22 protein-coding genes are annotated in these 22,449 nt (G+C 30.3%); 15 read left to right on the top strand and 7 right to left on the bottom strand.

Annotated elements, in window-relative coordinates; translation table 11 throughout:
- Window positions 1-102 precede the first annotated feature (102 nt).
- The 3 genes from H9W90_RS00865 to H9W90_RS00855 all read left to right on the top strand — a co-directional run bounded on the left by H9W90_RS00865 (window position 103) and on the right by H9W90_RS00855 (window position 4,752).
- Entirely contained in the window at window positions 103-426 is a 324-nt protein-coding gene (locus tag H9W90_RS00865; protein WP_187482609.1) for a hypothetical protein, read from the top strand.
- Window positions 402-1,172, top strand: coding sequence for a M15 family metallopeptidase (locus H9W90_RS00860; RefSeq protein WP_187482608.1), 771 nt, complete (start codon window positions 402-404; stop codon window positions 1,170-1,172). The genes H9W90_RS00865 and H9W90_RS00860 overlap by 25 nt, the downstream gene beginning before the upstream one ends.
- 73 nt (window positions 1,173-1,245) lie before the next feature.
- Window positions 1,246-4,752 carry a methylmalonyl-CoA mutase family protein gene (locus H9W90_RS00855; protein ID WP_187482607.1) on the top strand — a complete coding sequence of 1,169 codons (3,507 nt, stop codon included), beginning with the start codon at window positions 1,246-1,248 and terminating at the stop codon, window positions 4,750-4,752.
- 175 nt (window positions 4,753-4,927) lie between these two features.
- Here the strand turns inward: H9W90_RS00855 and H9W90_RS00850 are convergent, their stop codons facing one another.
- The 3 genes from H9W90_RS00850 to H9W90_RS00840 are packed head-to-tail and all read right to left on the bottom strand — an operon-like array spanning window position 4,928 to window position 6,819.
- A complete protein-coding gene (locus H9W90_RS00850) occupies window positions 4,928-5,563 on the bottom strand; it encodes a hypothetical protein (protein WP_187482606.1) in 636 nt (211 codons plus the stop codon).
- A gap of 44 nt (window positions 5,564-5,607) precedes the next feature.
- Window positions 5,608-6,321: a YqjF family protein gene (locus H9W90_RS00845; protein WP_187482605.1), complete on the bottom strand. Its 714-nt coding sequence runs from the start codon at window positions 6,319-6,321 to the stop codon at window positions 5,608-5,610.
- Window positions 6,322-6,327: 6 nt separating this feature from the next.
- Entirely contained in the window at window positions 6,328-6,819 is a 492-nt protein-coding gene (locus H9W90_RS00840; RefSeq protein WP_187482604.1) for a pyridoxamine 5'-phosphate oxidase family protein, read from the bottom strand.
- 164 nt (window positions 6,820-6,983) lie between these two features.
- On the opposite strand from H9W90_RS00840, the gene H9W90_RS00835 reads away from it, so the two are divergent.
- The 6 genes from H9W90_RS00835 to H9W90_RS00815 all read left to right on the top strand — a co-directional run bounded on the left by H9W90_RS00835 (window position 6,984) and on the right by H9W90_RS00815 (window position 11,660).
- Window positions 6,984-7,511: a DUF8685 domain-containing protein gene (locus H9W90_RS00835; protein WP_187482603.1), complete on the top strand. Its 528-nt coding sequence runs from the start codon at window positions 6,984-6,986 to the stop codon at window positions 7,509-7,511.
- 81 nt (window positions 7,512-7,592) lie between these two features.
- Window positions 7,593-7,727 carry a hypothetical protein gene (locus H9W90_RS15475; protein WP_302849810.1) on the top strand — a complete coding sequence of 45 codons (135 nt, stop codon included), beginning with the start codon at window positions 7,593-7,595 and terminating at the stop codon, window positions 7,725-7,727.
- Window positions 7,728-7,773: 46 nt separating this feature from the next.
- Window positions 7,774-8,319: a sigma-70 family RNA polymerase sigma factor gene (locus H9W90_RS00830; RefSeq protein WP_187482602.1), complete on the top strand. Its 546-nt coding sequence runs from the start codon at window positions 7,774-7,776 to the stop codon at window positions 8,317-8,319.
- A 58-nt stretch (window positions 8,320-8,377) separates the two neighbouring features.
- Window positions 8,378-9,265 (top strand): dienelactone hydrolase family protein, encoded by an 888-nt coding sequence (locus H9W90_RS00825; RefSeq protein WP_187482601.1) that lies wholly within the window; start codon window positions 8,378-8,380, stop codon window positions 9,263-9,265.
- Window positions 9,266-9,348: 83 nt separating this feature from the next.
- Window positions 9,349-10,170: a class I SAM-dependent methyltransferase gene (locus H9W90_RS00820; protein ID WP_187482600.1), complete on the top strand. Its 822-nt coding sequence runs from the start codon at window positions 9,349-9,351 to the stop codon at window positions 10,168-10,170.
- A gap of 35 nt (window positions 10,171-10,205) precedes the next feature.
- Window positions 10,206-11,660: an FAD-dependent oxidoreductase gene (locus tag H9W90_RS00815; protein WP_187483901.1), complete on the top strand. Its 1,455-nt coding sequence runs from the start codon at window positions 10,206-10,208 to the stop codon at window positions 11,658-11,660.
- A 70-nt stretch (window positions 11,661-11,730) separates the two neighbouring features.
- On the opposite strand, the gene H9W90_RS00810 is transcribed toward H9W90_RS00815, so the two are convergent.
- The gene (locus H9W90_RS00810) at window positions 11,731-13,695 is read right to left on the bottom strand and encodes a YgiQ family radical SAM protein (RefSeq protein WP_187482599.1); all 1,965 of its coding nucleotides are present in this window, start codon (window positions 13,693-13,695) and stop codon (window positions 11,731-11,733) included.
- 215 nt (window positions 13,696-13,910) lie between these two features.
- Entirely contained in the window at window positions 13,911-14,642 is a 732-nt protein-coding gene (locus H9W90_RS00805) for a DJ-1/PfpI family protein (RefSeq protein WP_187482598.1), read from the bottom strand.
- Window positions 14,643-14,935: 293 nt separating this feature from the next.
- On the opposite strand from H9W90_RS00805, the gene H9W90_RS00800 reads away from it, so the two are divergent.
- Genes H9W90_RS00800 through H9W90_RS00785 form a run of 4 tightly spaced genes read left to right on the top strand, consistent with a single transcriptional unit; the run spans window position 14,936 to window position 18,844 of the window.
- Window positions 14,936-16,861 (top strand): CocE/NonD family hydrolase, encoded by a 1,926-nt coding sequence (locus H9W90_RS00800; protein ID WP_187482597.1) that lies wholly within the window; start codon window positions 14,936-14,938, stop codon window positions 16,859-16,861.
- A 21-nt stretch (window positions 16,862-16,882) separates the two neighbouring features.
- Window positions 16,883-17,302, top strand: a complete 420-nt coding sequence (locus tag H9W90_RS00795; RefSeq protein WP_187482596.1) for a DUF4174 domain-containing protein — start codon at window positions 16,883-16,885, stop codon at window positions 17,300-17,302.
- 11 nt (window positions 17,303-17,313) lie between these two features.
- Window positions 17,314-18,381, top strand: a complete 1,068-nt coding sequence (locus H9W90_RS00790; RefSeq protein WP_187482595.1) for a VOC family protein — start codon at window positions 17,314-17,316, stop codon at window positions 18,379-18,381.
- 1 nt (window position 18,382) lies between these two features.
- Window positions 18,383-18,844, top strand: coding sequence for a DMP19 family protein (locus tag H9W90_RS00785; protein WP_187482594.1), 462 nt, complete (start codon window positions 18,383-18,385; stop codon window positions 18,842-18,844).
- Here H9W90_RS00785 and H9W90_RS00780 read toward each other — a convergent pair.
- Window positions 18,832-20,049, bottom strand: a complete 1,218-nt coding sequence (locus tag H9W90_RS00780) for an MFS transporter (RefSeq protein WP_187482593.1) — start codon at window positions 20,047-20,049, stop codon at window positions 18,832-18,834. The genes H9W90_RS00785 and H9W90_RS00780 overlap by 13 nt on opposite strands.
- A 259-nt stretch (window positions 20,050-20,308) precedes the next feature.
- Between H9W90_RS00780 and H9W90_RS00775 the strand changes: the two genes are divergently transcribed.
- Window positions 20,309-20,842 carry a DUF4252 domain-containing protein gene (locus tag H9W90_RS00775; RefSeq protein ID WP_187482592.1) on the top strand — a complete coding sequence of 178 codons (534 nt, stop codon included), beginning with the start codon at window positions 20,309-20,311 and terminating at the stop codon, window positions 20,840-20,842.
- A gap of 3 nt (window positions 20,843-20,845) precedes the next feature.
- The gene (locus H9W90_RS00770) at window positions 20,846-21,460 is read left to right on the top strand and encodes a DUF1684 domain-containing protein (RefSeq protein WP_187482591.1); all 615 of its coding nucleotides are present in this window, start codon (window positions 20,846-20,848) and stop codon (window positions 21,458-21,460) included.
- Between the two features lie 273 nt (window positions 21,461-21,733).
- On the opposite strand, the gene H9W90_RS00765 is transcribed toward H9W90_RS00770, so the two are convergent.
- Entirely contained in the window at window positions 21,734-22,435 is a 702-nt protein-coding gene (locus tag H9W90_RS00765) for a crotonase/enoyl-CoA hydratase family protein (protein ID WP_187482590.1), read from the bottom strand.
- Window positions 22,436-22,449 lie beyond the last annotated feature (14 nt).

Below are 22,449 nucleotides of genomic sequence, written 5' to 3'. Positions count from 1 at the left end.
ATTGAGCTTCAATTCGTTTTTTATATTTTAAGTTGATAAAATCCATTTTGTTGGTTTCTACAAATATATTTAATTTGGACTGATATTTGTTTAGATTTGATTATGATTTTAATTTCAAAATTTATCGTTCCCAAAGGTTTTACAGGAATTACACTTTTTCCATTTATATTTTTGAAGGAAACTGATTTTAAAGATGATAAAATCTTGGTAAATCACGAAAAAATTCATTTAAAACAACAGTTAGAATTATTAATAATCTTCTTCTATATTTTTTATCTATTTGAATGGTTTATCAAACTTATTAAATATAAAAATATTTATATTGCTTATAAAAACATCAGTTTCGAACGTGAAGCTTATCTAAATGAAAAAGATTTTAACTACACTAAAAACAGAAAATTTTGGGCATTTTTAAATTATTTATAAACCTTTCTCTTTGTTTGCTACTTTTCGGAAATTGTAACAAACCTAAGAAACAAAAAACTGCAGAGATTGTATCTATTAAAGTTGATACAATTCCTAAAACACCAAAATATCTCACTAAAAATTATGTTTTAGGAAAGTTCGATTACACTAAAAATGCTGATTTCGTTTTGGTTCCTAAAGAACTTTCCAACAAAAAAATATATTTACGTAAAGAAGTATTAGAAGCATTTTTAGAAATGAAAAAAACTGCAGAAAAAGAAAAAATCACATTTAAAATTATTTCTGGTACTCGAAATTTTAGTCATCAAAAAAGAATTTGGAATTATAAATGGAATACAAAATATAAAACCCTTCCTCCTTTAAAAAGAGCAAAAAAGATTTTAGAATTCAGTTCTATGCCATCAACCTCTAGACATCATTGGGGAACAGATTTGGACATCAACAGTTTAAATAATTCTTATTTTACAAAAGGAACAGGTTTAAAGGAATATAATTGGTTGTTAAAAAATGCTTCAAAATTTGGTTTTTATCAAGTTTACACTTCAAAAGAAAATGGAAGAACAGGTTATTATGAAGAAAAATGGCATTGGACGTTTTTACCACTTTCATCAACCTATTTAAACTATTACAATACACATATTACATTAAATGATATTGGTGATTTTGAGGGTTCTGAATATGCAAAAGAACTAAACATCATCAAAAATTATGTAAATGGTGTTAATTTAGAAATTTTAAAACCTTAAGAATTTCACAAAACAATCGTTATTTTTTGAAAATTCCGTAAATTGCAAGCCTAGAATCAAACATTTATTACGAATGGAGCAAATAAAACCATATAAACCTACACATAAAGTAAGAATTGTAACTGCAGCAGCATTATTTGACGGACATGATGCCGCAATTAATATTATGCGTAGAATTATACAATCTACTGGAGTTGAAGTGATTCATTTAGGTCATGACAGAAGCGTTGAAGAAGTGGTGAATTGCGCCATTCAAGAAGATGCAAATGCGATTGCGATTACTTCTTATCAAGGAGGACATAATGAGTATTTTAAATACATGTTCGATTTATTGCAAGAAAGAGGTGCAACTCATATCAAAATTTTTGGTGGTGGAGGAGGCGTAATTCTTCCTGAAGAAATTAAGGAATTAATGGATTATGGAATTACCAGAATTTATTCTCCAGATGATGGACGTGAGTTAGGTTTACAAGGAATGATAAATGATTTGGTGAAAGCCTCCCTTAATCCCTCCAAAGGAGGGAAACACTCTGCTGGCAAAGTTTGTAATGAAGATGGAGATTGGTTGTTAGAACTGGGAAATGAAAAGGTTTTAGAAAATTTAAAAAATAAAAATGTAAATACAATAGCTCGTCTAATTTCTTTAGCCGAAAATAATCATACAGATTTCGAAAAGATTTTTCAAAAAGATTGGAGTTCTTCCCCTTTGGGGAAGTTAGATGGGGCTTCTTCTTGTCCCGTTCTTGGAATCACAGGAACTGGTGGAGCAGGAAAATCTTCTTTAGTGGATGAATTGGTTAGGCGTTTTTTAATTGATTTCCCAGAAAAAACAATCGGTTTAATTTCTGTAGACCCTTCTAAAAGAAAAACAGGTGGTGCACTTTTAGGAGACAGAATTCGTATGAATGCAATTAATAATAAGCGTGTTTATATGCGTTCTTTGGCAACTCGTCAGTCTAATCTTGCCTTGTCTAAATATGTAAACGAAGCAATTCAGGTTTTAAAAGCTGCAGAATTCGATTTAATAATTTTAGAAACTTCTGGAATTGGACAATCAGACACAGAAATCATAGAACATTCAGATACTTCTTTATATGTAATGACACCAGAATTTGGTGCTGCAACACAATTAGAAAAAATTGATATGTTGGATTTTGCAGATTTAGTGGCAATTAATAAGTTCGACAAGCGTGGTGCTTTAGATGCAGTTAGAGATGTAAAAAAGCAATACATGCGCAACAATAATTTGTGGGATGTTCATATGGACGATATGCCAGTTTATGGCACAATTGCTTCTCAATTTAACGATCCAGGAATGAATACGTTGTACAAACGTATTATGGATAAATTGGTCGAAAAAACAAATGTCGATTTAAAATCTTCGATGGAAATTACCAAAGAAATGTCTGAAAAGATATTTGTAATTCCACCAAGCAGAGTTCGTTATTTGTCTGAAATTGCAGAGAACAACAGAGCATATGACAAGAAGGTAAACGACCAAGTTGTAGTTGCTCAAAAATTATATGGAATTTATCAAACGATAGAATCTATTCTAAATTCTTCTATTGAAATCACTAAAACAGGTTTAAATGAAGATGCTATTTTAGAGAAAACAGCTACTGAAGAAAAAGAATTTATCAAATTATTATTGGCTCAATTTGAGAAAGTAAAACTGAATTTCGATCCACTAAATTGGGAAATCATTTTAAACTGGGCTGAAAAAGTTCAGAAATATAAAGATCCTATTTATACGTTTAAAGTTCGTGATAAAGAGATAAAAATTGAAACACATAGTGAGTCACTTTCTCATTCTCAAATTCCGAAAGTTGCCCTACCAAAATACCAAGCTTGGGGAGATTTATTACGTTGGAATTTACAAGAAAATGTTCCTGGAGAATTCCCATTCACTGCAGGATTGTATCCATTTAAAAGAACAGGAGAAGATCCAACAAGAATGTTTGCTGGTGAAGGAGGCCCAGAAAGAACCAATAGAAGGTTCCATTATGTGAGTTTAGGAATGGACGCAAAACGTCTTTCCACAGCTTTCGACTCTGTAACTTTATATGGAAACGATCCTGGACACAGACCCGATATTTATGGTAAAATTGGAAACGCAGGTGTTTCAATTTGTTGTTTAGATGATGCTAAAAAATTGTATTCTGGTTTTGATTTAAGTCATCATATGACTTCTGTTTCTATGACCATAAATGGCCCAGCACCCATGTTGTTAGGTTTCTTTATGAATGCTGCCATTGATCAGAATTGTGAGAAATACATCATCGAAAATAAATTAGAAAAACAGGTTGAAGCGAAATTTAAAGAAATTTACGAATCTAAAGGTTTAGACAGACCAGTTTATCAAGGAAAATTACCTGAAGGAAATAATGGTTTAGGTTTAAGGCTTTTAGGTTTAACTGGAGATTTGGTTTTACCTTCAGAAGTTTATCAAAAAATAAAAAAAGACACTTTAGCGCAAGTTAGAGGAACAGTACAAGCAGATATTTTAAAGGAAGACCAAGCACAAAATACGTGTATTTTCTCAACAGAATTTGCATTAAGATTGATGGGTGATGTGCAAGAGTATTTCATTGAAAAACAAGTTAGAAACTTTTATTCGGTTTCTATTTCTGGGTATCATATTGCTGAAGCTGGCGCAAATCCAATTACACAATTGGCATTAACATTATCAAACGGATTTACTTACGTAGAATATTATTTAAGTCGTGGAATGGATATTAATAAATTCGGACCTAACTTATCTTTTTTCTTTTCAAACGGAATTGACCCAGAATATTCTGTAATTGGTAGAGTTGCTCGTAAAATTTGGGCAAAAGCGATGAAAAATAAATACGGAGCCAATTCAAGAGCACAAATGTTAAAGTATCATATTCAAACTTCTGGACGTTCTTTACACGCGCAAGAAATTGATTTTAATGATATTAGAACAACGCTTCAAGCTTTGTATGCAATTAACGATAATTGTAATTCCTTACACACAAATGCGTATGATGAAGCAATTACAACACCAACTGAAGAATCTGTAAGAAGAGCGATGGCTATTCAATTAATCATCAATAAAGAATTAGGTTTAACGAAAAACGAAAACCCGATTCAAGGTGCATTTATTATTGAAGAATTAACGGATTTAGTGGAAGAAGCTGTCTTGTTAGAGTTTGATAGAATTACAGAACGTGGTGGTGTTTTAGGAGCGATGGAAACGATGTATCAACGTTCTAAAATTCAGGAAGAAAGTTTGTATTATGAAACATTGAAACATAATGGGAAATTTCCAATTATTGGAGTAAACACATTTTTGAGCTCAAAAGGTTCGCCAACAGTTCAGCCAGCAGAAGTTATACGTGCTACTGAAGAAGAAAAGCAGTTTCAAATTCAGACTAAAGAATTATTGAACAAAGCGAATCCGAATAAAGTTGTGGAACAAATTGCAATTTTACAAGAAGCGGCCATTCAAAATGAAAACTTATTTGACAAATTAATGGAAGCAACCAAAGTTTGTTCTTTAGGGCAAATTACTGAAGCTTTGTTTAAAGTTGGTGGGCAATATAGGAGAAACATGTAAGCAGAGAACCAAAATTCTAATAAGAATTTTGTGTGAATCGCTTATCCCGCTATTTCAGCGGGATCTTATAGTTGTAAAATTCACTTATTTCGATAAAACTAAAGCTTAGACTTTTTAAAATAAAACCAAAATCCGCACAAATTGTGCGGATTTTGGTTTTATTTAGTTTCAAATTTTAATACTTCTTATATTCAGTTTTACCAGATTTCAAGTAATTAATAATATGCTCTACAGCTCTTTCTTTTGCTTTATTTAATGTTTTAGTAAAATCAAACATAAAAACGGATTCTTCACCAATAACTACAAAATCTATAATTTCTTTGTCGTTTTTTGCATCATAAATTTCTACTTTTACATTTATAACACAATACTCAACAGAAGTTGTATTATTCATTCCTACTCCATTCATTCCCATTCCTCCAACATTATTCCACTCTACTCTGTTCGCAATTTCGAAATTTGAAAAATAAATAACATAGTCGGAATTTTCTGTATTTACATTTTCGTATTTAAAACTGTTATTGTCTATTAAAATATTAGAAAAAAGATTATTTGTAAGTCCTTTATTGGAAAACTCTTCCATAAAGTCTAATGTGAAATCACCTTTTTCTGGGAAATTTTTCTCGAATGTTTGTTTAAACTCATTTACTCTTACATTATCTGTTGCAAAAACAATAACTTTCTTGGTTTCTGGTGTTTTAATATCTTCTTTTTTAGAAATATATTGCACATATTGTTTGTTTACTTTACAAGAAGATAAACTAACTACTGCTATTAAAAGGGCGATGATTATAACTAATTTACTTTTCATTTTTATTATTTAAGTGGCGAAACTACACAATTTTGAAAGGTTTACTAACTTTTAAAAACAACTTTGTTTTCTACAGAAACTTCAGAACCTTCTAACAATAGTACTGAACTTGGTTTTTGATTATTCAAAAACCCAAAATCTGTTCCATAATTGGCTTCAAAATCTACTTGAATTTCGTGTTTTGTAACTGGGTAATATTCCCAAGTTGGGTGTTTTACTTCGTATTCTGTAGTTTTATTATCGTTCATTTTGGAATATCCCCAATAATGTTCTGCTATAAATTCTATTTGTGAATTTTCTTCTATTTTTTGAGATTTTGTTTCTGCTTCTACTGAAACTTTTTCCCATTTGTTATTCACTTTCCATTCATAAGAAATATCCATTTTATTAGTATCTATATTCCAAGAATGTTTCATGGGTAAAGTTTGATAATGCTCGTTATAAAATACATTCGCCACAAAAGTAAGCATTCGTTTTGGCACAATTTCTTTAATGAAAACCACACCTCTTTTTACTTCACCTTCTACTTTTCTTTTTACATAAAAACGAAGGTTAACCTCTTCAAAATTTATATGAAATGGGACTTTTATGCCTAACAATCGTGTATTCAAAAACATAAAACCGACTAAACTTACATAGCATTTTCCTTCAAAAGTGTCTATTTCTGTTCCTTTTGGCACATATTTTTGTAATATTTCTGGCTGTACATCATAATTCGCCATGATTAACTTTCTCCATTCTGCTTTTAAAAAACTCATATTCTTTTAATTTTCTTTAGTCATTTTTCCTAAATTTATTTTCTCTGCTTTCGTAAACTTTATTTCTCTTATCTCACACATATCTTGCCATAAATATTTACTTCCTTTTAATCTTTTTGTTTGTCTTACTCTTCTTTGAAAAGCTCGTGCTTCTTTTTCTGTTGCCTCCCTTTTTATGCCTAATTCTCCATAGAGTTTTACTCCTGCATACTCATCAAACTTCATTTTAAATAATGATTTTAACCAAAACCATTTGCTACTATTTACAGCCAATACACAAATGTTTTTATTCGTTTTTTCGTTTGATTTTAGTTTTGTCACAAACTTTTCAAAATAAAAACCAGTCTGATTATCATTTAAAAACAAAGAACCAATTGGTGTTACTGTTGGCTGATTCTTTTCATTTACAGACGCAATAGAAACGTGCATATTTGTTCCAAAAGATTTGCTAAAATGAGTTCTAATTTTTTGCCAGTTTTCTTTTATGTTGATTTCCATGTTATTTATTTTATTGGAAGTAAATCGTTAAAAATATATTATTGAAGAAAAAGTGAGAAATAATTTTATTTATGCTGTAATTTCAAACTTTCAATAATTATTGAAATATAAATAATTTAATTCTTATTGATAGATTTTGTATCTTCATTTAAAATTAAAAATCAATGAAATTATTAGGAATAGGCTCAAGAATTAATCATAACGATTATGGTTTTGGAGTCGTTACAAACGTAGATAGCAAACAATATTGGGTAACTTTTCAGGAAAACGGATTGGAAACAATTCCTTTAAATGACGAATTCGAAACAATCGAAGCTGTTGAAAATGAAGTAGATTCAGTTTCTTTTATGGATGTAGAAAGTAGTCTTAAAAAGATTTTAAGACAATGGTCTGATGTTACTGAAATTGCACCAATTGCAGACAAATGGAAAAAAGGGACACTAATTATGCAACCTGCAGATTCGAGCTTGTCAAACAAAGAAATCCCTATTGACACATTTTTTCATAAAATTGTTATGGTTAGAGATCGAATTCGTGTAATGGAACAAAAAATAAATTCAAGCAAAACTTTAGATGACCAAGATAAAATTGATTTGCAACAATATATCACCAGAATTTATGGAAGTTTAACCACTTTTAATGTCTTGTTTAAGATGAAATCAGATCATTTTACGGGAGTAAAATCAAAATAAATATATTTTTTTGCATCTTTTTCAAAATTTGTTTGTCTACTATATGAACATTAAAATTAAATAAGATGAAAAATTATAAAAATGAATGTACTTGTAACTGTGAAGGTTGCAAAACTGGAGAATGTAAAAATTGTACGTGCACAAACTGTACTTGTAGTAATTGTAATTGTTAATATTTCTGTCATTTCGAGCGGAGTAGAAAAATCTTTACAATAAAAAGACCTTTCGACTGCGCTCAAGGTGACAAAAACAAAAATAAGGAATGACCACAAACCAAGTTTGGACAAAACATCATTTAGATTTACAAAAATTCATCATCAGCAAAGTGAAAAATATCACCATTGCTGATGATCTTTTACAAGACACTTTTTTGAAAATTCACACAAAATTGCACACCTTAAAAGATGATAGTAAATTAAAATCTTGGTGTTTTACTATTGCTCGAAACTCAATATTAGATTACTGGAAATCAACAAACAAAACTTTTGAAATAGCAGATTTAGAAACAGAGACTGAATCTGAAATCAATAAAAACAAACACACAGAACAAGATTGTTTACGTGGTATTTTAAACACACTTCCAAAGAAATATAGAACTCCTTTATTTTTATCTGACATAAAAGGTTTGAAACAACAAGAAGTTGCAGATCAATTAAAACAAACCTTACCTACTACAAAATCTCAAATTCAAAGAGCACGAAAATTAATCGCACAAGGTTTTATGGATTGTTGTGGTTTTGTAATGAATGAAGAAGGGAATTTAGTTGGGGAAATTCAAGATAAAGCAGATTGTAAAGTTTGTAATTAATTTAACAAAGTATTTCTTCATTTTTTATTTATCTTGGTAACATTAAATTACCTAAAAGATGAAAGAACTTAAGAAAGAAGATATTAGTCAAGAAGTATTTGATTTATATGACGATTATGCACACAACAAAATAGATAGAAAACAGTTTCTACAAAAACTATCTTTATTTGCAGTTGGCGCAATTACATTACCTGCTTTATTGAGTTTTATTTCGCCTAATTATATGGATTCTATTTTGGTACAACCAAATGACCCAAGATTAAAATCGGAAACTATTCATTATGAATCGCCAAAAGGCGGAAAAAAGATGAAAGGTTTACTTTCTATTCCTAAAGATACCAAAGGAAAATTACCTGGAATTATTGTTGTTCACGAAAACCGTGGATTGAATCCTTATATTAAAGACGTTGGTAGAAGAGCTGCTTTAGAAGGTTTTATAACACTTGCTCCAGATGCTTTGGCGCCTTTGGGTGGTTATCCAGGAAATGATGATGAAGGAAGAGCAATGCAGAAAAAGAGAGATAGAAATGAAATGTTAGAAGATTTTATTGCTGGTTATAATTATCTTAAAAATCACGAAAATTGTAATGGAAAAATTGGTGTAGTTGGTTTCTGTTTTGGTGGTTGGATTTCTAATATGATGGCTGTAAAAATTCCTGATTTAGCAGCTGCAGTTCCTTACTATGGTAGACAACCAGAAAAGGAAGATGCTGTAAAAATTAAAGCGCCTTTATTATTACAATATGCTGGTTTAGATAAAAGAGTGAATGAAGGTTGGCCAGCTTTTGAGAAAATTTTAAAAGCAAATAATATTGTACATGAAGCGCATTTTTACCCAGACGTAAATCATGGTTTTCATAACAATACAACCCCAAGATATGATGAAGAAGCTGCAGATTTATCATGGGAAAGAACCATCGCATTCTTTAAGAAACATGTAAAATAATATTTCGACTTTGCGAGTAAGAATGACGAAGCAATCCGTTTTTTCACGATAATTTAAGTACTTTTATCCTTTAAATAGGTAAGGTGAAGAATAAACAATTAATCAGCAGAGAATTAGAAAACTTTTACAACAAAGCTTCAGAAGAAACTCGTCTTGAAAAAGGAATGGGAATTTTTGAATTTGAACGTATAAAAGAACTTATAGAACTTCATATTAAAAACAAAAAATCTACCATCATTGATGTTGGTGGAGGAACAGGAAAATACGCTGAATGGCTTTCAAACAAAGGTCATAAAGTTCAATTAATTGAGCCCGTTTTAAAACACATTAAATTAGCTGAAAAAAGAGCAAAAAAACTTCAGAATCCGTTTTCAGTAACAATTGGTGAAGCTACAAAATTGCCTTACAAAGATAATTCTGCGGATTTAGTAATTCTTCATGGACCTTTATATCATTTGCAAAAAAGAGAAGATAGAATTCACGCTATTTTAGAAGCAAAAAGAGTTTTAAAAAAAGGCGGAATTATTTTGGGTTTTGCAATTAATTACACTGCTTCTACTTTGGTTGGTTTAATGAATGGAATGATTCATGCCAACTCTTTTTTTGATATGTGTAAAGAAGAATTAACTACAGGAATTCATAATGCTCCAAAAGATTTCCCTTTTTTGTTGGCTGATGCATATTATCACAAACCACAAGATTTAAAGGAAGAGTTTTTAGAACAAGATTTAGATTTTATCAACTTATTTGCTGTGGAAAGTTTAATTTGGTTAGACAGCGAATATTTTGTAAATATGCTAGATAAAAAGAAATCGAAGACTTTAAAAGAGTTGCAAAAAATCACTCAAAATGATGAGTATTTATTACCTTTTAGTCCTCATATGATGATTGCAGTAAAGAAATAATCGTATAAATTCTAAACTGGATAAAAGAAAATAAGCTGGAAAAAGAGAAAAATAAAAAACAAAATTGGGTTATTTGTTCAGATTGTAAAGGGTTTGGTCAAAAAATTAAAAGCGTTCGTAAAAAAGCGAAATTAAAATACCAAGAAGCTTTAACTCAATTTGAGAAAACAAATTCTGAAGGTAAAGTGCCAAAACTTCCAAAAGCACAAATATCTACTTGTCCAAATTGTAATGGATCTGGTTTAGTTTCCTCTTCTACTCTACCTAAAGCTGACAAAGAAAACCTCCCACATATTGCTATTATTGGTGGTGGAATTGGTGGCGTTGCATTAGCTGTAGCTTGTTTACATCGTAAAATACCTTTTACACTTTATGAAAGAGACAGTAATTTTCAAGAACGTTCTCAAGGTTATGGACTTACTTTACAGCAAGCCAGTAAAGCTATGGCAAGATTAGGGATTGTTTCTTTAGAAAATGGTGTAACCTCTACCAAACATATAGTGCATACAACAGAAGGAGAAGTCATTGGCGAATGGGGAATTAGAAAATGGGGAAGATCTGACGCTAAATCATCTCCTAAAAGAACTAATATTCATATTGCAAGACAAGCTTTACGTTTGGCTTTGTTAGAACAATTAGGTGAAAAAAATGTTGTAAAATGGGGACATCAATTAGTAGATTTTAAAGAGTCTGAAGAAAATATAACTTTAAATTTCAGAGTAAATAACGACATAAAAAGCACAAAAGTAGATCTTGTTGTTGGAGCAGATGGAATTAGAAGTACAGTAAGAAAACTATTAATTGGTGAAGAAAAAACACCTTTGCGTTATCTTGGCTGTATTGTTATTTTAGGTATTTGTCCATTAAATTCTCTAAAAAATATTGAAAGTCCTTTATTAGATTCTGCTACCGTTTTTCAAACAGCAAATGGAAATGAAAGAATTTATATGATGCCTTATTCTTCGGAAGCAATTATGTGGCAGTTAAGTTTCCCTTTGTCAGAAAAAGAAGCAAAAGAATTAAATCTTAGAGGAACAAAAGCACTTAAAGAAGAAGCTTGTAAAAGAACACAATGGCACAAACCAATTCCTCAAATTATTGCAGCTACTCAAGAGAATGAAATTTCTGGTTATCCTGTATATGACAGAGAATTGTTGAAGCCAGAGTTATTAGAAAAAGCTGAAAAAGTTACACTAATTGGTGATGCTGCTCACCCAATGAGTCCGTTTAAAGGACAAGGTGCAAACCAAGCATTGTTAGATGCATTATCATTAGCAAGAATAATTGCAAAAAAATGCAAAGCATCATCTAAATGGAAAGAAATTGGAATTAGAAAAACTGTATTAGCCACTTTTGAAGAAGAAATGATAAAACGTAGTTCTTCTAAAGTAAAAAGTTCTGCTGAAGCTGCACAATTATTACATTCTGAAATTGTACTTTATAAAGGTGATGGCCCAAGAGGAAAACATAGAGAAACAAAAGACCTTTAATTATTTGTTTTGCATGTTTAATTACAAGTTTGGTAAATAAATTTATAATTTTCTTTCCTAAAAATTTAACTTACCTCCTCTTCTTACTTTTAGGCGCTCTACTCACCTTCTTTTTTCTTCTATTAAAAGGCACAGCATCATCAAAAGTATTTTTAGTTTCTTTTGCTTGTTTGTTCTTTTTCCAAGAATTAGTCTCTGGTAATAATTTTTTCAATAAATCTTGTCTACCAACCTTATTTAAGGTGTTACGAATCCAATCTTTGTTTTCTTTTTTATACCAAAAGAAAAATTTATGTTGGTCTTCACGCTCCTTTTTTGTTTTTGGAGTTTTAGTTGGTTTTAAAGTATAAGGATGATATCCTGAATAATAAATAACTGTTGCAACTGTCATTGGAGTTGGCGTAAAACCCTGAACTTGTTCCAATTGAAAACCCATATCTTTCGTTTCAGCTGCCAAATTTGCCATATCTTCTACTTCACTAGCAGGATGACTTGAGATAAAATAAGGAATCAATTGAAGATTCAATTTCTTCTTGATATTTATCTTATCAAAACGCTCTTTAAACATGTGAAAATATTTAAAAGAAGGTTTACGCATCAACTTTAAAACTGGGTCAGAAGTATGTTCTGGTGCTACTTTTAAACGACCAGAAACGTGTTTTGTCATTACTTCTTCTGTGTATGCATCCAACTCTTTTGGGTCTGCATTTTTATTGAATTCTGGCACCAACATATCATGTCGAATTCCACTTCCAATAAAAGATTTTTTAATTTTCGGATGTTTATCAACTGCTTGATACAACTCCGTTAAAGGTTTGTGAGAGGTATCTAAATTAGAACAAATCACTGGCGAAATACAACTTGGTGCAACACATTTGTCACAAATAGATTGTACTTTTCCTTTCATCTGATACATATTTGCAGAAGGTCCACCAATATCAGATAAATACCCTTTAAAGTCTGGCATATTTGCCACTTTATCAATTTCTTTTAAAACCGATTCTTGACTTCTACTCGCAATAAATTTTCCTTGATGCGCAGATATTGTACAAAAACTACAACCACCAAAACATCCTCTGTGAATATTTATCGAGAATTTTATCATTTCAAACGCAGGTATTGGTCCACGTTTGTTATATTTTGGATGTGGTAAACGTGTAAAAGGCAAATCGAAAGAACCATCAATTTCCTTTTCTGTCATTGTTGGAAAAGGCGGATTTATCATTAACGTTTTTCCAGCAACTTCCTGCAAAATTCTTCTTGCTTTTAACTTATTCGATTCTTGTTCAATCGTTTTAAAGTTCGAAGCAAATGTTTTTTTATCTTTCAAACATGCCTCATGAGAGTTGATTGTAACATCATCCCAATCATTTACAACCGGCATTTTTTCTGTTTTTGTATCAATAAAAACAGCGGTTTGTTTTATGTTTTTTAAGCTCGAAAACGGAACACCTTTTTGCAATAATTCTACAATTTCACGCAAAGGTTGTTCGCCCATTCCATAGACTAACATGTCAGCTTTCGACGTTTCTAAAATCGTTGGCAACAACTTATCAGACCAGTAATCGTAATGCGTTACACGTCTTAAAGAAGCTTCAATTCCACCAATTAAAACTGGCACTTCTGGGAATTTTTCTTTTAATATTTTTGAGTAAACCGAAGTTGCATAATCAGGTCTAAAACCCTTATCACCATTAGGTGTGTATGCATCTTTATCTCTACGTTTTTTACTTGCTGTATAATTAGAAACCATTGGATCCATACAACCACCAGTTACTCCAAAAAACAATCTTGGTTTTCCTAATTTTTCGAAATCTTGCAAGTTATCATTCACACTTGGTTGTGGCACAATTGCCACTCTTAAACCGTAACTTTCTAAAATTCTTCCAATTACAGCTGGCCCAAATGACGGATGATCCACATACGCATCTCCACTAAATAAAATCACGTCCAATTCCTCCCAACCACGAATTTTTACTTCCTTGTTTGTTGTTGGCAACCAGTCTGTTAATTGATGTTTATTTGTTTCTTGCATAGTTTGCAAAAATACGAGAATTTTATTTGAAAAAAACGTTTAATTCAGAAAAGTGAATCAGAAATATTAAATTAAGTTTTATATTTTTTTGAAGCTATTTCCAGCTTTCACTACTCGCTTTTTTTATTCAAAAAAGAATAAAAAGAGCTCAAACAAACCGTTCAATCTGGGCTAAACTTGTTTGCTAACTTATAGCAATATTCCCAAATCAGTAATTACTCAACAATCAAATGAGGAACATTCTCTAATTCCCAATCTATAACCAAACCACCAGCCAACGATTTTGTTACTTCTTTACCGTATAAAAACTCACATAAATACAATGCCGCTTCAAACGATTTTGCACCACCAGCTGACGTTATATATTTTCCATCGTGGACAAATAAAACGTCTTTTCTAACATCTAAAGTTGGGAACATTTCTCTCATTTTATCGATGTCAGAAGGAAAAGTTGTGGAAACTTTGTCTTCTAATAACCCTGCTTTTGCCAAAACAAATGCGCCATCGCAATGAGAAGTAACGTAAATTGCTTCTTTATCTACTTTTTGTACAAAGTCAATCATAGCTTTGTCTTCTAAATCGGAATCTAAATGATGCTCTGCAGATGGAACTACTAAAATATCGATTTTTGGTAACGAATCTTTTAAATAATTAAAGTCAGGTAGAATTCGCATTCCTTCGAAAGTAGTAATTGGTTTGTCTGTATTTGCTACAGTAAAAACATTCATCGCTTTAATATTCTTTCTAAAAATAGTATGCTGAAAAATATCAAATGGTGCAGTTAGTTCTGTATTAAAAGTCCCATCCATAATTAGGAAAGCAACATTGTATCTGTCTTTTTCTAATTTCGGAAACGTTTTTTCTACTGTTGTGCTTTTTGTGTCTTCAACTTTGGAAACACAACCAATAAACAGCATTAAACCTATTATGTAAAGGAATTTATTCATCTTCTAAAATGTTTTTCACAAAATTAGTGTTTCCTTTTTTAAATATCTAAAATCATTGAGTTTTAGATATTTTTAGCTTATAAATTCTTTTAAAATACCGTAATTATTCTAATTCTTTAAAGTTTGCAAACAGGTTTAGCCCAGATTGAAGTGGCATCCTTTTTGTTTTTCACAAAAAGATATAACGTAAAGCTGGAAATAGCTTCTAATAAAAATAGAAATCATTTTAACAAAAGAATTTTACACAACTCTTTTTAGTTTCGTAGATTTATGCCAAACTAATTTAACTTAACATGAAAAAAGTTCTCCTTTTAACCATTTTTAGTCTATTTCTTTTCAGTTCTTGTAATCCTACAAAGGAAAAAGAAGATAAAAAAGATACGTATGTTACCGATAATTACACTAAAAAAGAGGTAAATATTACAATGAGAGATGGTACAAAGCTCTACACAACCATTTATTCTCCTAAAGATACTTCTAAAAAATACCCGATTTTAATGCAGAGAACGCCTTATAGTTCTGCGCCTTATGGAGAAGGAAAAATGAAAACCAAAATTGGCCCAAATGTTCATTTAATGAAAGAAGGAAATATTGTTGTGTACCAAGATGTGCGTGGACGTTGGATGAGTGAAGGTGTGTATGATAACATGCGTGCTAATATTCCGAATAAAAAAGAAAACGAATCTGATGAAGTTTCTGATACATATGACACGATTGATTGGTTGGTAAAAAACGTAGAAAACAACAACGGAAATGTTGGAACTTGGGGAATTTCTTATCCTGGACATTATGCAACCGTTTCTACAATAGATGCACATCCTGCATTAAAAGCGGCTTCTCCACAAGCTTGTATTGGCGATTTTTTCTTTGATGATTTTCATCATAATGGAGCATTTTTATTAAGTTATTTTAGAGCGATTTCGCTTTTTGGAACGTATAAAGACACACCAACAGATTCTGCTTGGTACTCTTTTCCGAAGATGAATTCGCAAGATCAATATCAGTTTTTCTTGGATAAAGGCCCTTTAAAAAACTTGAATGAATATTTTCAATATGATAAATTGGATGTAAAAACTGCTGAAAATAAAGATAGAATCGACGATTTTTTCTGGAAAGAAATTACAGAACACCCAAATTACGATTCGGTTTGGAAAAGTAAAGGAATTATACAACATATGGACAAAGTTCCATCTACAGTAGCAACTATGATTGTTGGTGGTTGGTTTGATGCAGAAGATTTATATGGACCTTTAGAAACCTATAAAGGAATTGAAAAAAACGGAAAAGACAATTATAATACACTTGTTTTTGGGCCTTGGGATCATGGAAAATGGGCAAGAAATACTGTGAAAAATTATGTTGGTAATTATTATTTTGGAGATTCAATTTCTTTAAATTTTCAAAAAAATATTGAAACCAAATTCTTTAATCATTTCTTAAAAGGAAATGGAGATAAAAATTCTGGTTTGCCTGAAGCGTATGTTTTTGATTCTGGTAAGAAAGAATGGAAAAGTTACGATGCTTGGCCTCCAGAAAATGTTGAGAAAGAATCATTTTTCTTAAATTCTGACCAAGAATTAAAAAAGACTCATAATGGAAAATTCACTAAAAAAATCGATTTTATTAGTGATGTAAAACGTCCTGTTCCTTATTCTGAAGATATTAAAACGGTTTTTACACCAAGAAAATACATGACAGATGACCAACGTTTTGCGGCAAGAAGACCAGATGTTTTGGTTTTTGAAACGGATATTTTAACGGAAGATTACACATTGGCTGGAGATATTTTGGCAAAACTAAAAGTAGCAACTACAGGAACTGCAGCAGATTGGATTGTGAAGGTGATTGATGTGCATCCTTCAGAAATTGTAACTGATAAAGAAAATGATAAATTACAAGATCATTTAAAAATGAGTAACTATCATTTAATGGTTAGAAGTGAAGTTTTACGTGGACGTTTTAGAAATAGTTTTGAGAATCCTGAACCTTTTATTCCAAATAAAAAAACGGATGTAAATATAAAGTTACAAGATGTTTTTCATACGTTTAAAAAAGGTCATAAACTACAAATTCAAGTACAAAGTACTTGGTTTCCTTTAATCGATTTAAATCCGCAAACGTATGTAGATAATATTTACAAAGCAGACGAAAAAGATTTTAAAACACAGACACATACAGTTTTTACAGATTCTACAATTGAATTTTCTGTATTAAAATAAATTGTCTAGAATTATTATAATATGAAGTTCAAATTATTTTCATTTTTCTTGTTTTTTGGTATGATTGTATTTGGACAAAACATTAAAATCCATCAATGGAAAAATAGAGTTCTATTGGTTTATACTGATAATGTAAATAGTTCTGAATTTAAAAACCAAACCTTAATTATTCAAGAACACAAAAAAGAACTTTTAGACAGAAAACTACTTGTATATCGATTTACTAAAGACGTTTATAACTTCAATTTTAAAGAAAATTGGCACAAATCAAACTCTTTGTATAAAAAATACGTACATAATTTAAAGCCTTTTAAAGTACTTTTAATTGGTTTAGACGGAGATGTAAAATTGGAGCAAGATTCAGTTTTAACATCAGAAAAATTATTTGCAATAATTGATGGAATGCCCATGAGAAAAAAAGAGCTGAAAAATAAAAATTAGGGTATTTATAAATGACAGAAAAACTAATTTACGGAATTCAACAAATAGGAATTGGTGTTGAAAATGCAGACAAAGCTTTTAAATGGTATGCAAAAACTTTAGGTGCAGATGCTTTAATTTTTGATGATAACAACGAAGCTACGTATATGGCAAAATATATGGGTGGAAAATCTCGAAAAAAAAGAGCTTTGTTGGCTTTAAACATGCAAGGTGGTGGTGGTTATGAAATTTGGCAATACACCAATAGAAAACCTTCTAAACCTAAAAACAATTTTAAATTGGGCGATTTAGGAATTCAGTTTCCGATAATTAAAACAAAAAACATTTCTAAAACGTTTGATAGGCTGAAGCAATTAAATGAAAATATTATTTCTAAAATTTCTACAGAACCAGATAATGGTAAGAGTTTTTATTTAAAAGACCCGTTTGATAATATTCTAAAAATTAAAGAATTTAATTCTTTTTACGATAATAAAAAACTTGATGTTGGAGGCATTTATGGAACATCCATTGGAGTTTCTAATATTGATACTTCCCTAAAATTATACAAAGATATTTTAGGTTATGACAAAATTGAGTTTGATAAAACTGGGGTTTTTGAAGATTTAAAAACCCTTAATAATGGTGATAGGAAGTTTAGAAGAATCCTGCTTTCTCATTCAGAAAAAAGAGTTGGTGGTTTTGCAAAATTGTTTGGAGATAGCCAAATTGAATTGATTCAATCTTTAGAAAATACTCCAAATAAAATTTTTGAAGATAGATATTGGGGAGATTTAGGCTACATTCACTTATGTTTTGATATTAGAAAAATGGAAACGCTAAAAAACGAATGTGAACAAAAAGGAGTTCCTTTTCAAGTAATTAGTTCCGAATCTTTTGATATGGGAGAAGCAAATGGACATTGGGGTTATATTGAAGATTTTGATGGAACTTTAATCGAATTTATAGAAACTCATAAAGTACCGTTGATTAAAAAGTTGGGAATAAATATCAACCTAAAAAATAGAAATCCTAAAAAACCATTGCCAAATTGGATGATTAAAGGAATGAATTTAAAACGTGTAAAGAAATTCAACTAAAATGACTTCAACAGAAATTGCTTTACTTTTAAATGACGATTCAGAAAAAATTACTCGAATTGGAGAAATCATTGGGAAGAAAATTCCTGAAAGAGATAATTTCGAAAATCTAAACGAGTTTGAAAAAACCTTTATCTATATCGATATTTTAGAGCAAAATGTAACTGAAGGTGGTTTTATACAGTTCTTTTTTAGTTCTTCAGGGCAATTTACACACGAAATTTTTCAAGCGTATTTAGCTATAAAAGCAGAAAAAACCGTAGATATTTTAACGAAAGCCATTTTCTTATTCCCAGAAATTCCTGTTCCAAAAAACATAAAAATCCGACAAGGAATTCTCATGCAAAAGGAATCTAATATCGATTTATGGGACGATTTAGATCTTCAATTTGAAAAATATGAAGATGATATTGTTCAACTAACAATCGATTATGTTCGAGAAAATATTTCTTATTTCGATTGATTTTCTTTTTCCTTCTTTAAAATCGTAACTAGAAATAACAGAATAAAAACACCAATAAGTGCTAAAACTGTTAATACATTCAAAGTAAATTCAAAACCAAATTTATCTACCATTTGCATTCCAGAATTATGACTAAAAATATGCGATAATGAAAACGCAATCGCATACAAAGCCATATATTCTCCTTGGTTTCCTTTCTTTGCTCTTTCTACTGCAAAAGCGTTAGAAAACGGAAAAGCAATCATTTCTCCTACAGTCATTAACAACATTCCTATTAATAAAATTCCGAACCAAGAAGTTGCATTTAAAATTGTAAAGCTAATTGCGACCAAAAATAATCCAATTGCAACTAATTTAATTTTCGAATTTTTTGGATTTTCTAACCATTTAATTAATGGCATTTCAAAAACAAAAATGAAAAACCCATTGAATCCCATAAGTAAACCTATCTCTAATTCAGACAACATTCTAACGTCTTTATAGTATAAAGGCATTGTAGAGAAATATTGTAAAAAGGTAAATCCGAAAATAAACATCGCTATAAAAAACACCCAAAAAGCTTTGTCTTTGTAAGCAGAAACTGGGTTCTCTACTTTAACCTTATCTAAAATTCTTGCTTTTTTAGGATGCAAAACATTCAATAATAAAATTCCTGCTAAAGCACATGTAATTCCATCTACCCAAAACAAACCTTGGTAACCAATACTTACAATTATAATTCCACCAATTGCAGGTCCAGCAGAAAAACCTAAATTAATTGCCAAACGAATTAAAGTTACAGAACGTGTTTTATTCTCTGGTTTACTGTACGCATTTAAAGCCACAAACATAGCTGGCCTAAAAGCATCTGCCACCAACATTACTATAAAAATACCTAGACAAAATTCATTAAAAGTAGTTGCAAACTGCAATAAAACAAAGAAAATTCCGGTAAGAAATAAACTAAATAACATCACTTTATAATACCCTATTTTATCTGTCAATTTGCCTCCTAACCAAGTTCCGACCAAAGAACCAATTCCAAAAAAAGACATAATCCAACCCACATCAGAAAGTGAAAAATTAAGACTTTTTGTTAGATATAAAGACAAGAACGGAATTACCATTGTTCCTGCTCTGTTAATTAAAGTTATTAACGAAAGCCACCAAACTTCTTTAGAGAGTCCTCTAAAAGTATTAATGTAGTTTTTAAATAAAGTGTTCATGGTTGGTTGGTTTATTAATGCTGAATCGAAATTCAGAATTTATGTAAAAATAAAAAGTCCGACTGTTAAGTCGGACTTTTTATAACTGTTTGATTTTATATAGATATCATCAAAACATATAAACATACCGACTTTTTCGTGAAACACACGATTGCTTGGTAATATATGTAATGACATTTTTCATTTCTGGTTTATTGATGCATCAAATCTACATAAAATAATTGAAAGTTGTATTTTTGGTTTTCAATAATCATTATTTATGAAAAAACATATCATCATAATTTGTATTTCACTTTTTCTTTTTTCTTGTGGCAGTGGAAAATCTTTTCAAAGTTTTTTTAATGACCATAAAAGCGATTTAGGTGTAACTGCATTTCAAGTCCCTAATTTTATGAGAGCCTTATTAACCAATATTTCTCCAGAAATTAATGATTTATTTGGGAATGTTAGAGATTTTAAAGTCATCACTTTTAATGATATTTCTAAAGAAAAACAATCGCAGTTAATTGGTGAAATGAATTTGGTAACAAATTCAAATTTCACAGATATATTAAGAACAAATACAGAAGAAAAAACTAAAATTATTTCAGTAAAAGAAAATGGAGATATCGTTTCACAAGCGATTATTTTTAATTCAACATTAGCAAAAACATCTGTTATTTATCTAAAAGGAAGGTTTGATCCGAATCAATTAAAACAACTTTCAGAAACAAATCAATTTGAAGATTTATCTACTAAACTAATTCATAATTACCAAACAACTCCTAAAACACCAGGGTTCAATCCAAATTAAAAGATGAAAAAACTCGTTCTATTATTTACTTTATTATTAATTATTTCTTGTAATTCTCAAGGTAAAAGAGCTTTGGTTGGTGAAACTGAATATCAACAAGTATTGAATGCTAGTTATAAAGACGCATCTAAATCTCCACTAAAAAAGAAAGATTTAAAGAATTTTAAAGGGTTAGATTTCTTTCCTATAGATTCAACTTTTATTGTCACTGCAAAATTGACTCGAACAGAAAATGCGCCAACTTTTGAAATGGCAACAACCACAGACAGAAAACCTTTGTATAAAGAATATGGCAAACTAAACTTCACTTTAAAAGGTCAAGATTTAGAATTAACTATTTACCAGAGTCAAGATGATTTGCGAGACGAAAAGTATAAAGATTACTTATTTTTACCTTTTACAGACAATACTTCTGGCGAAGATTCTTATGGTGGAGGACGTTATATGGATGTAATGATAACAGATATTTCCGAAGAAAATACGTTTGAATTAAATTTCAACAACACCTACAATCCTTACTGTGCTTATAATGACAAGTATTCCTGTCCACTTACGCCAAGAAAAAATCATTTGGATGTAGAAATAAAAGCCGGAATTAAAGTTTTTGAGAAGCATTAGTTTTTGTAGCTATTTCCTGCTTTCCACTATATCTTTTTTTGAGAAAAACAAAAAAAGGATGTCGTTTCAATCAGGGCTAATCTTGTTTGGTAGCTTTTTTATTTTCCCCAAAGTTAAATTAAATACTAAATGTCATTTCGACTTAATGGAGAAATCTCAAATAAAATTAAGTAAAAAGATTTCTCAACTTCATTGCATTGCATTCGAAATGACAAACAATTAAAAGACACAACTTAATTTTATATATTTTGTTTTGTTTTCAAACTCTATATATTACGAGTTTATAGAAATATCACCTGCTAAATCCAACTCAATCGCTTTTTCTAAATTCTCTAAATGTTGTTTTCTAACTTTTAGTTTTGTTTCAGAATGTGCTTTCTTATTTAGTTTCCCAAACATTCCAGCAACTTTAATTGCAGTTGGTAATAAATGGCTTTCAGGAACCACTAAATCAAAAAAACCAGCATCAACTGCTTGTTTAGGATTGTAAATTTCTGCGTTATTTACGCTTCTATTTAAATAAACTTCAGACAAGCGAGCATTTGCGATTGCAATTCCTGCATTGTGCATTGTCATGCCAATCATTACTTCGTTTAAACCAATTTTAAAATCGCCTTCTACTCCAATTCTATAATCTGAAGAAAGTAATAAAAATGCACCTTTAGCAATTGCATGACCAGAACAAGCTACAATTATAGGTTGAGGAAAAGACAACATTTTTAATGATAATTTAGAACCTTTTGTTACCAATTCTTTGGCAGATTCAGGTGATTTTGTCATCACTTTTAAATCGAAACCAGCAGAAAATATTCCATTTTGTCCAGTAAGAATCACTACTTTATTTTCTTTTTCAGCTTTATTTAAACTTTCGTTTAAACCATCTACAACTTCGTGCGAAATTGCATTTGCTTTTCCGTTTTTGATGGTTATTATTACGTAATTTTCTTCTGATGTATAGGTAACAAATTCGTTCATTTTTTTAATTTTAT

Origin of the sequence: Polaribacter pectinis (genome assembly GCF_014352875.1) — a bacterium.
Taxonomy (GTDB): Bacteria; Bacteroidota; Bacteroidia; order Flavobacteriales; family Flavobacteriaceae; genus Polaribacter; species Polaribacter pectinis.
Note: the sequence above shows the minus strand (reverse complement) of the source record. Positions and strands in the feature narration are given on the sequence as shown.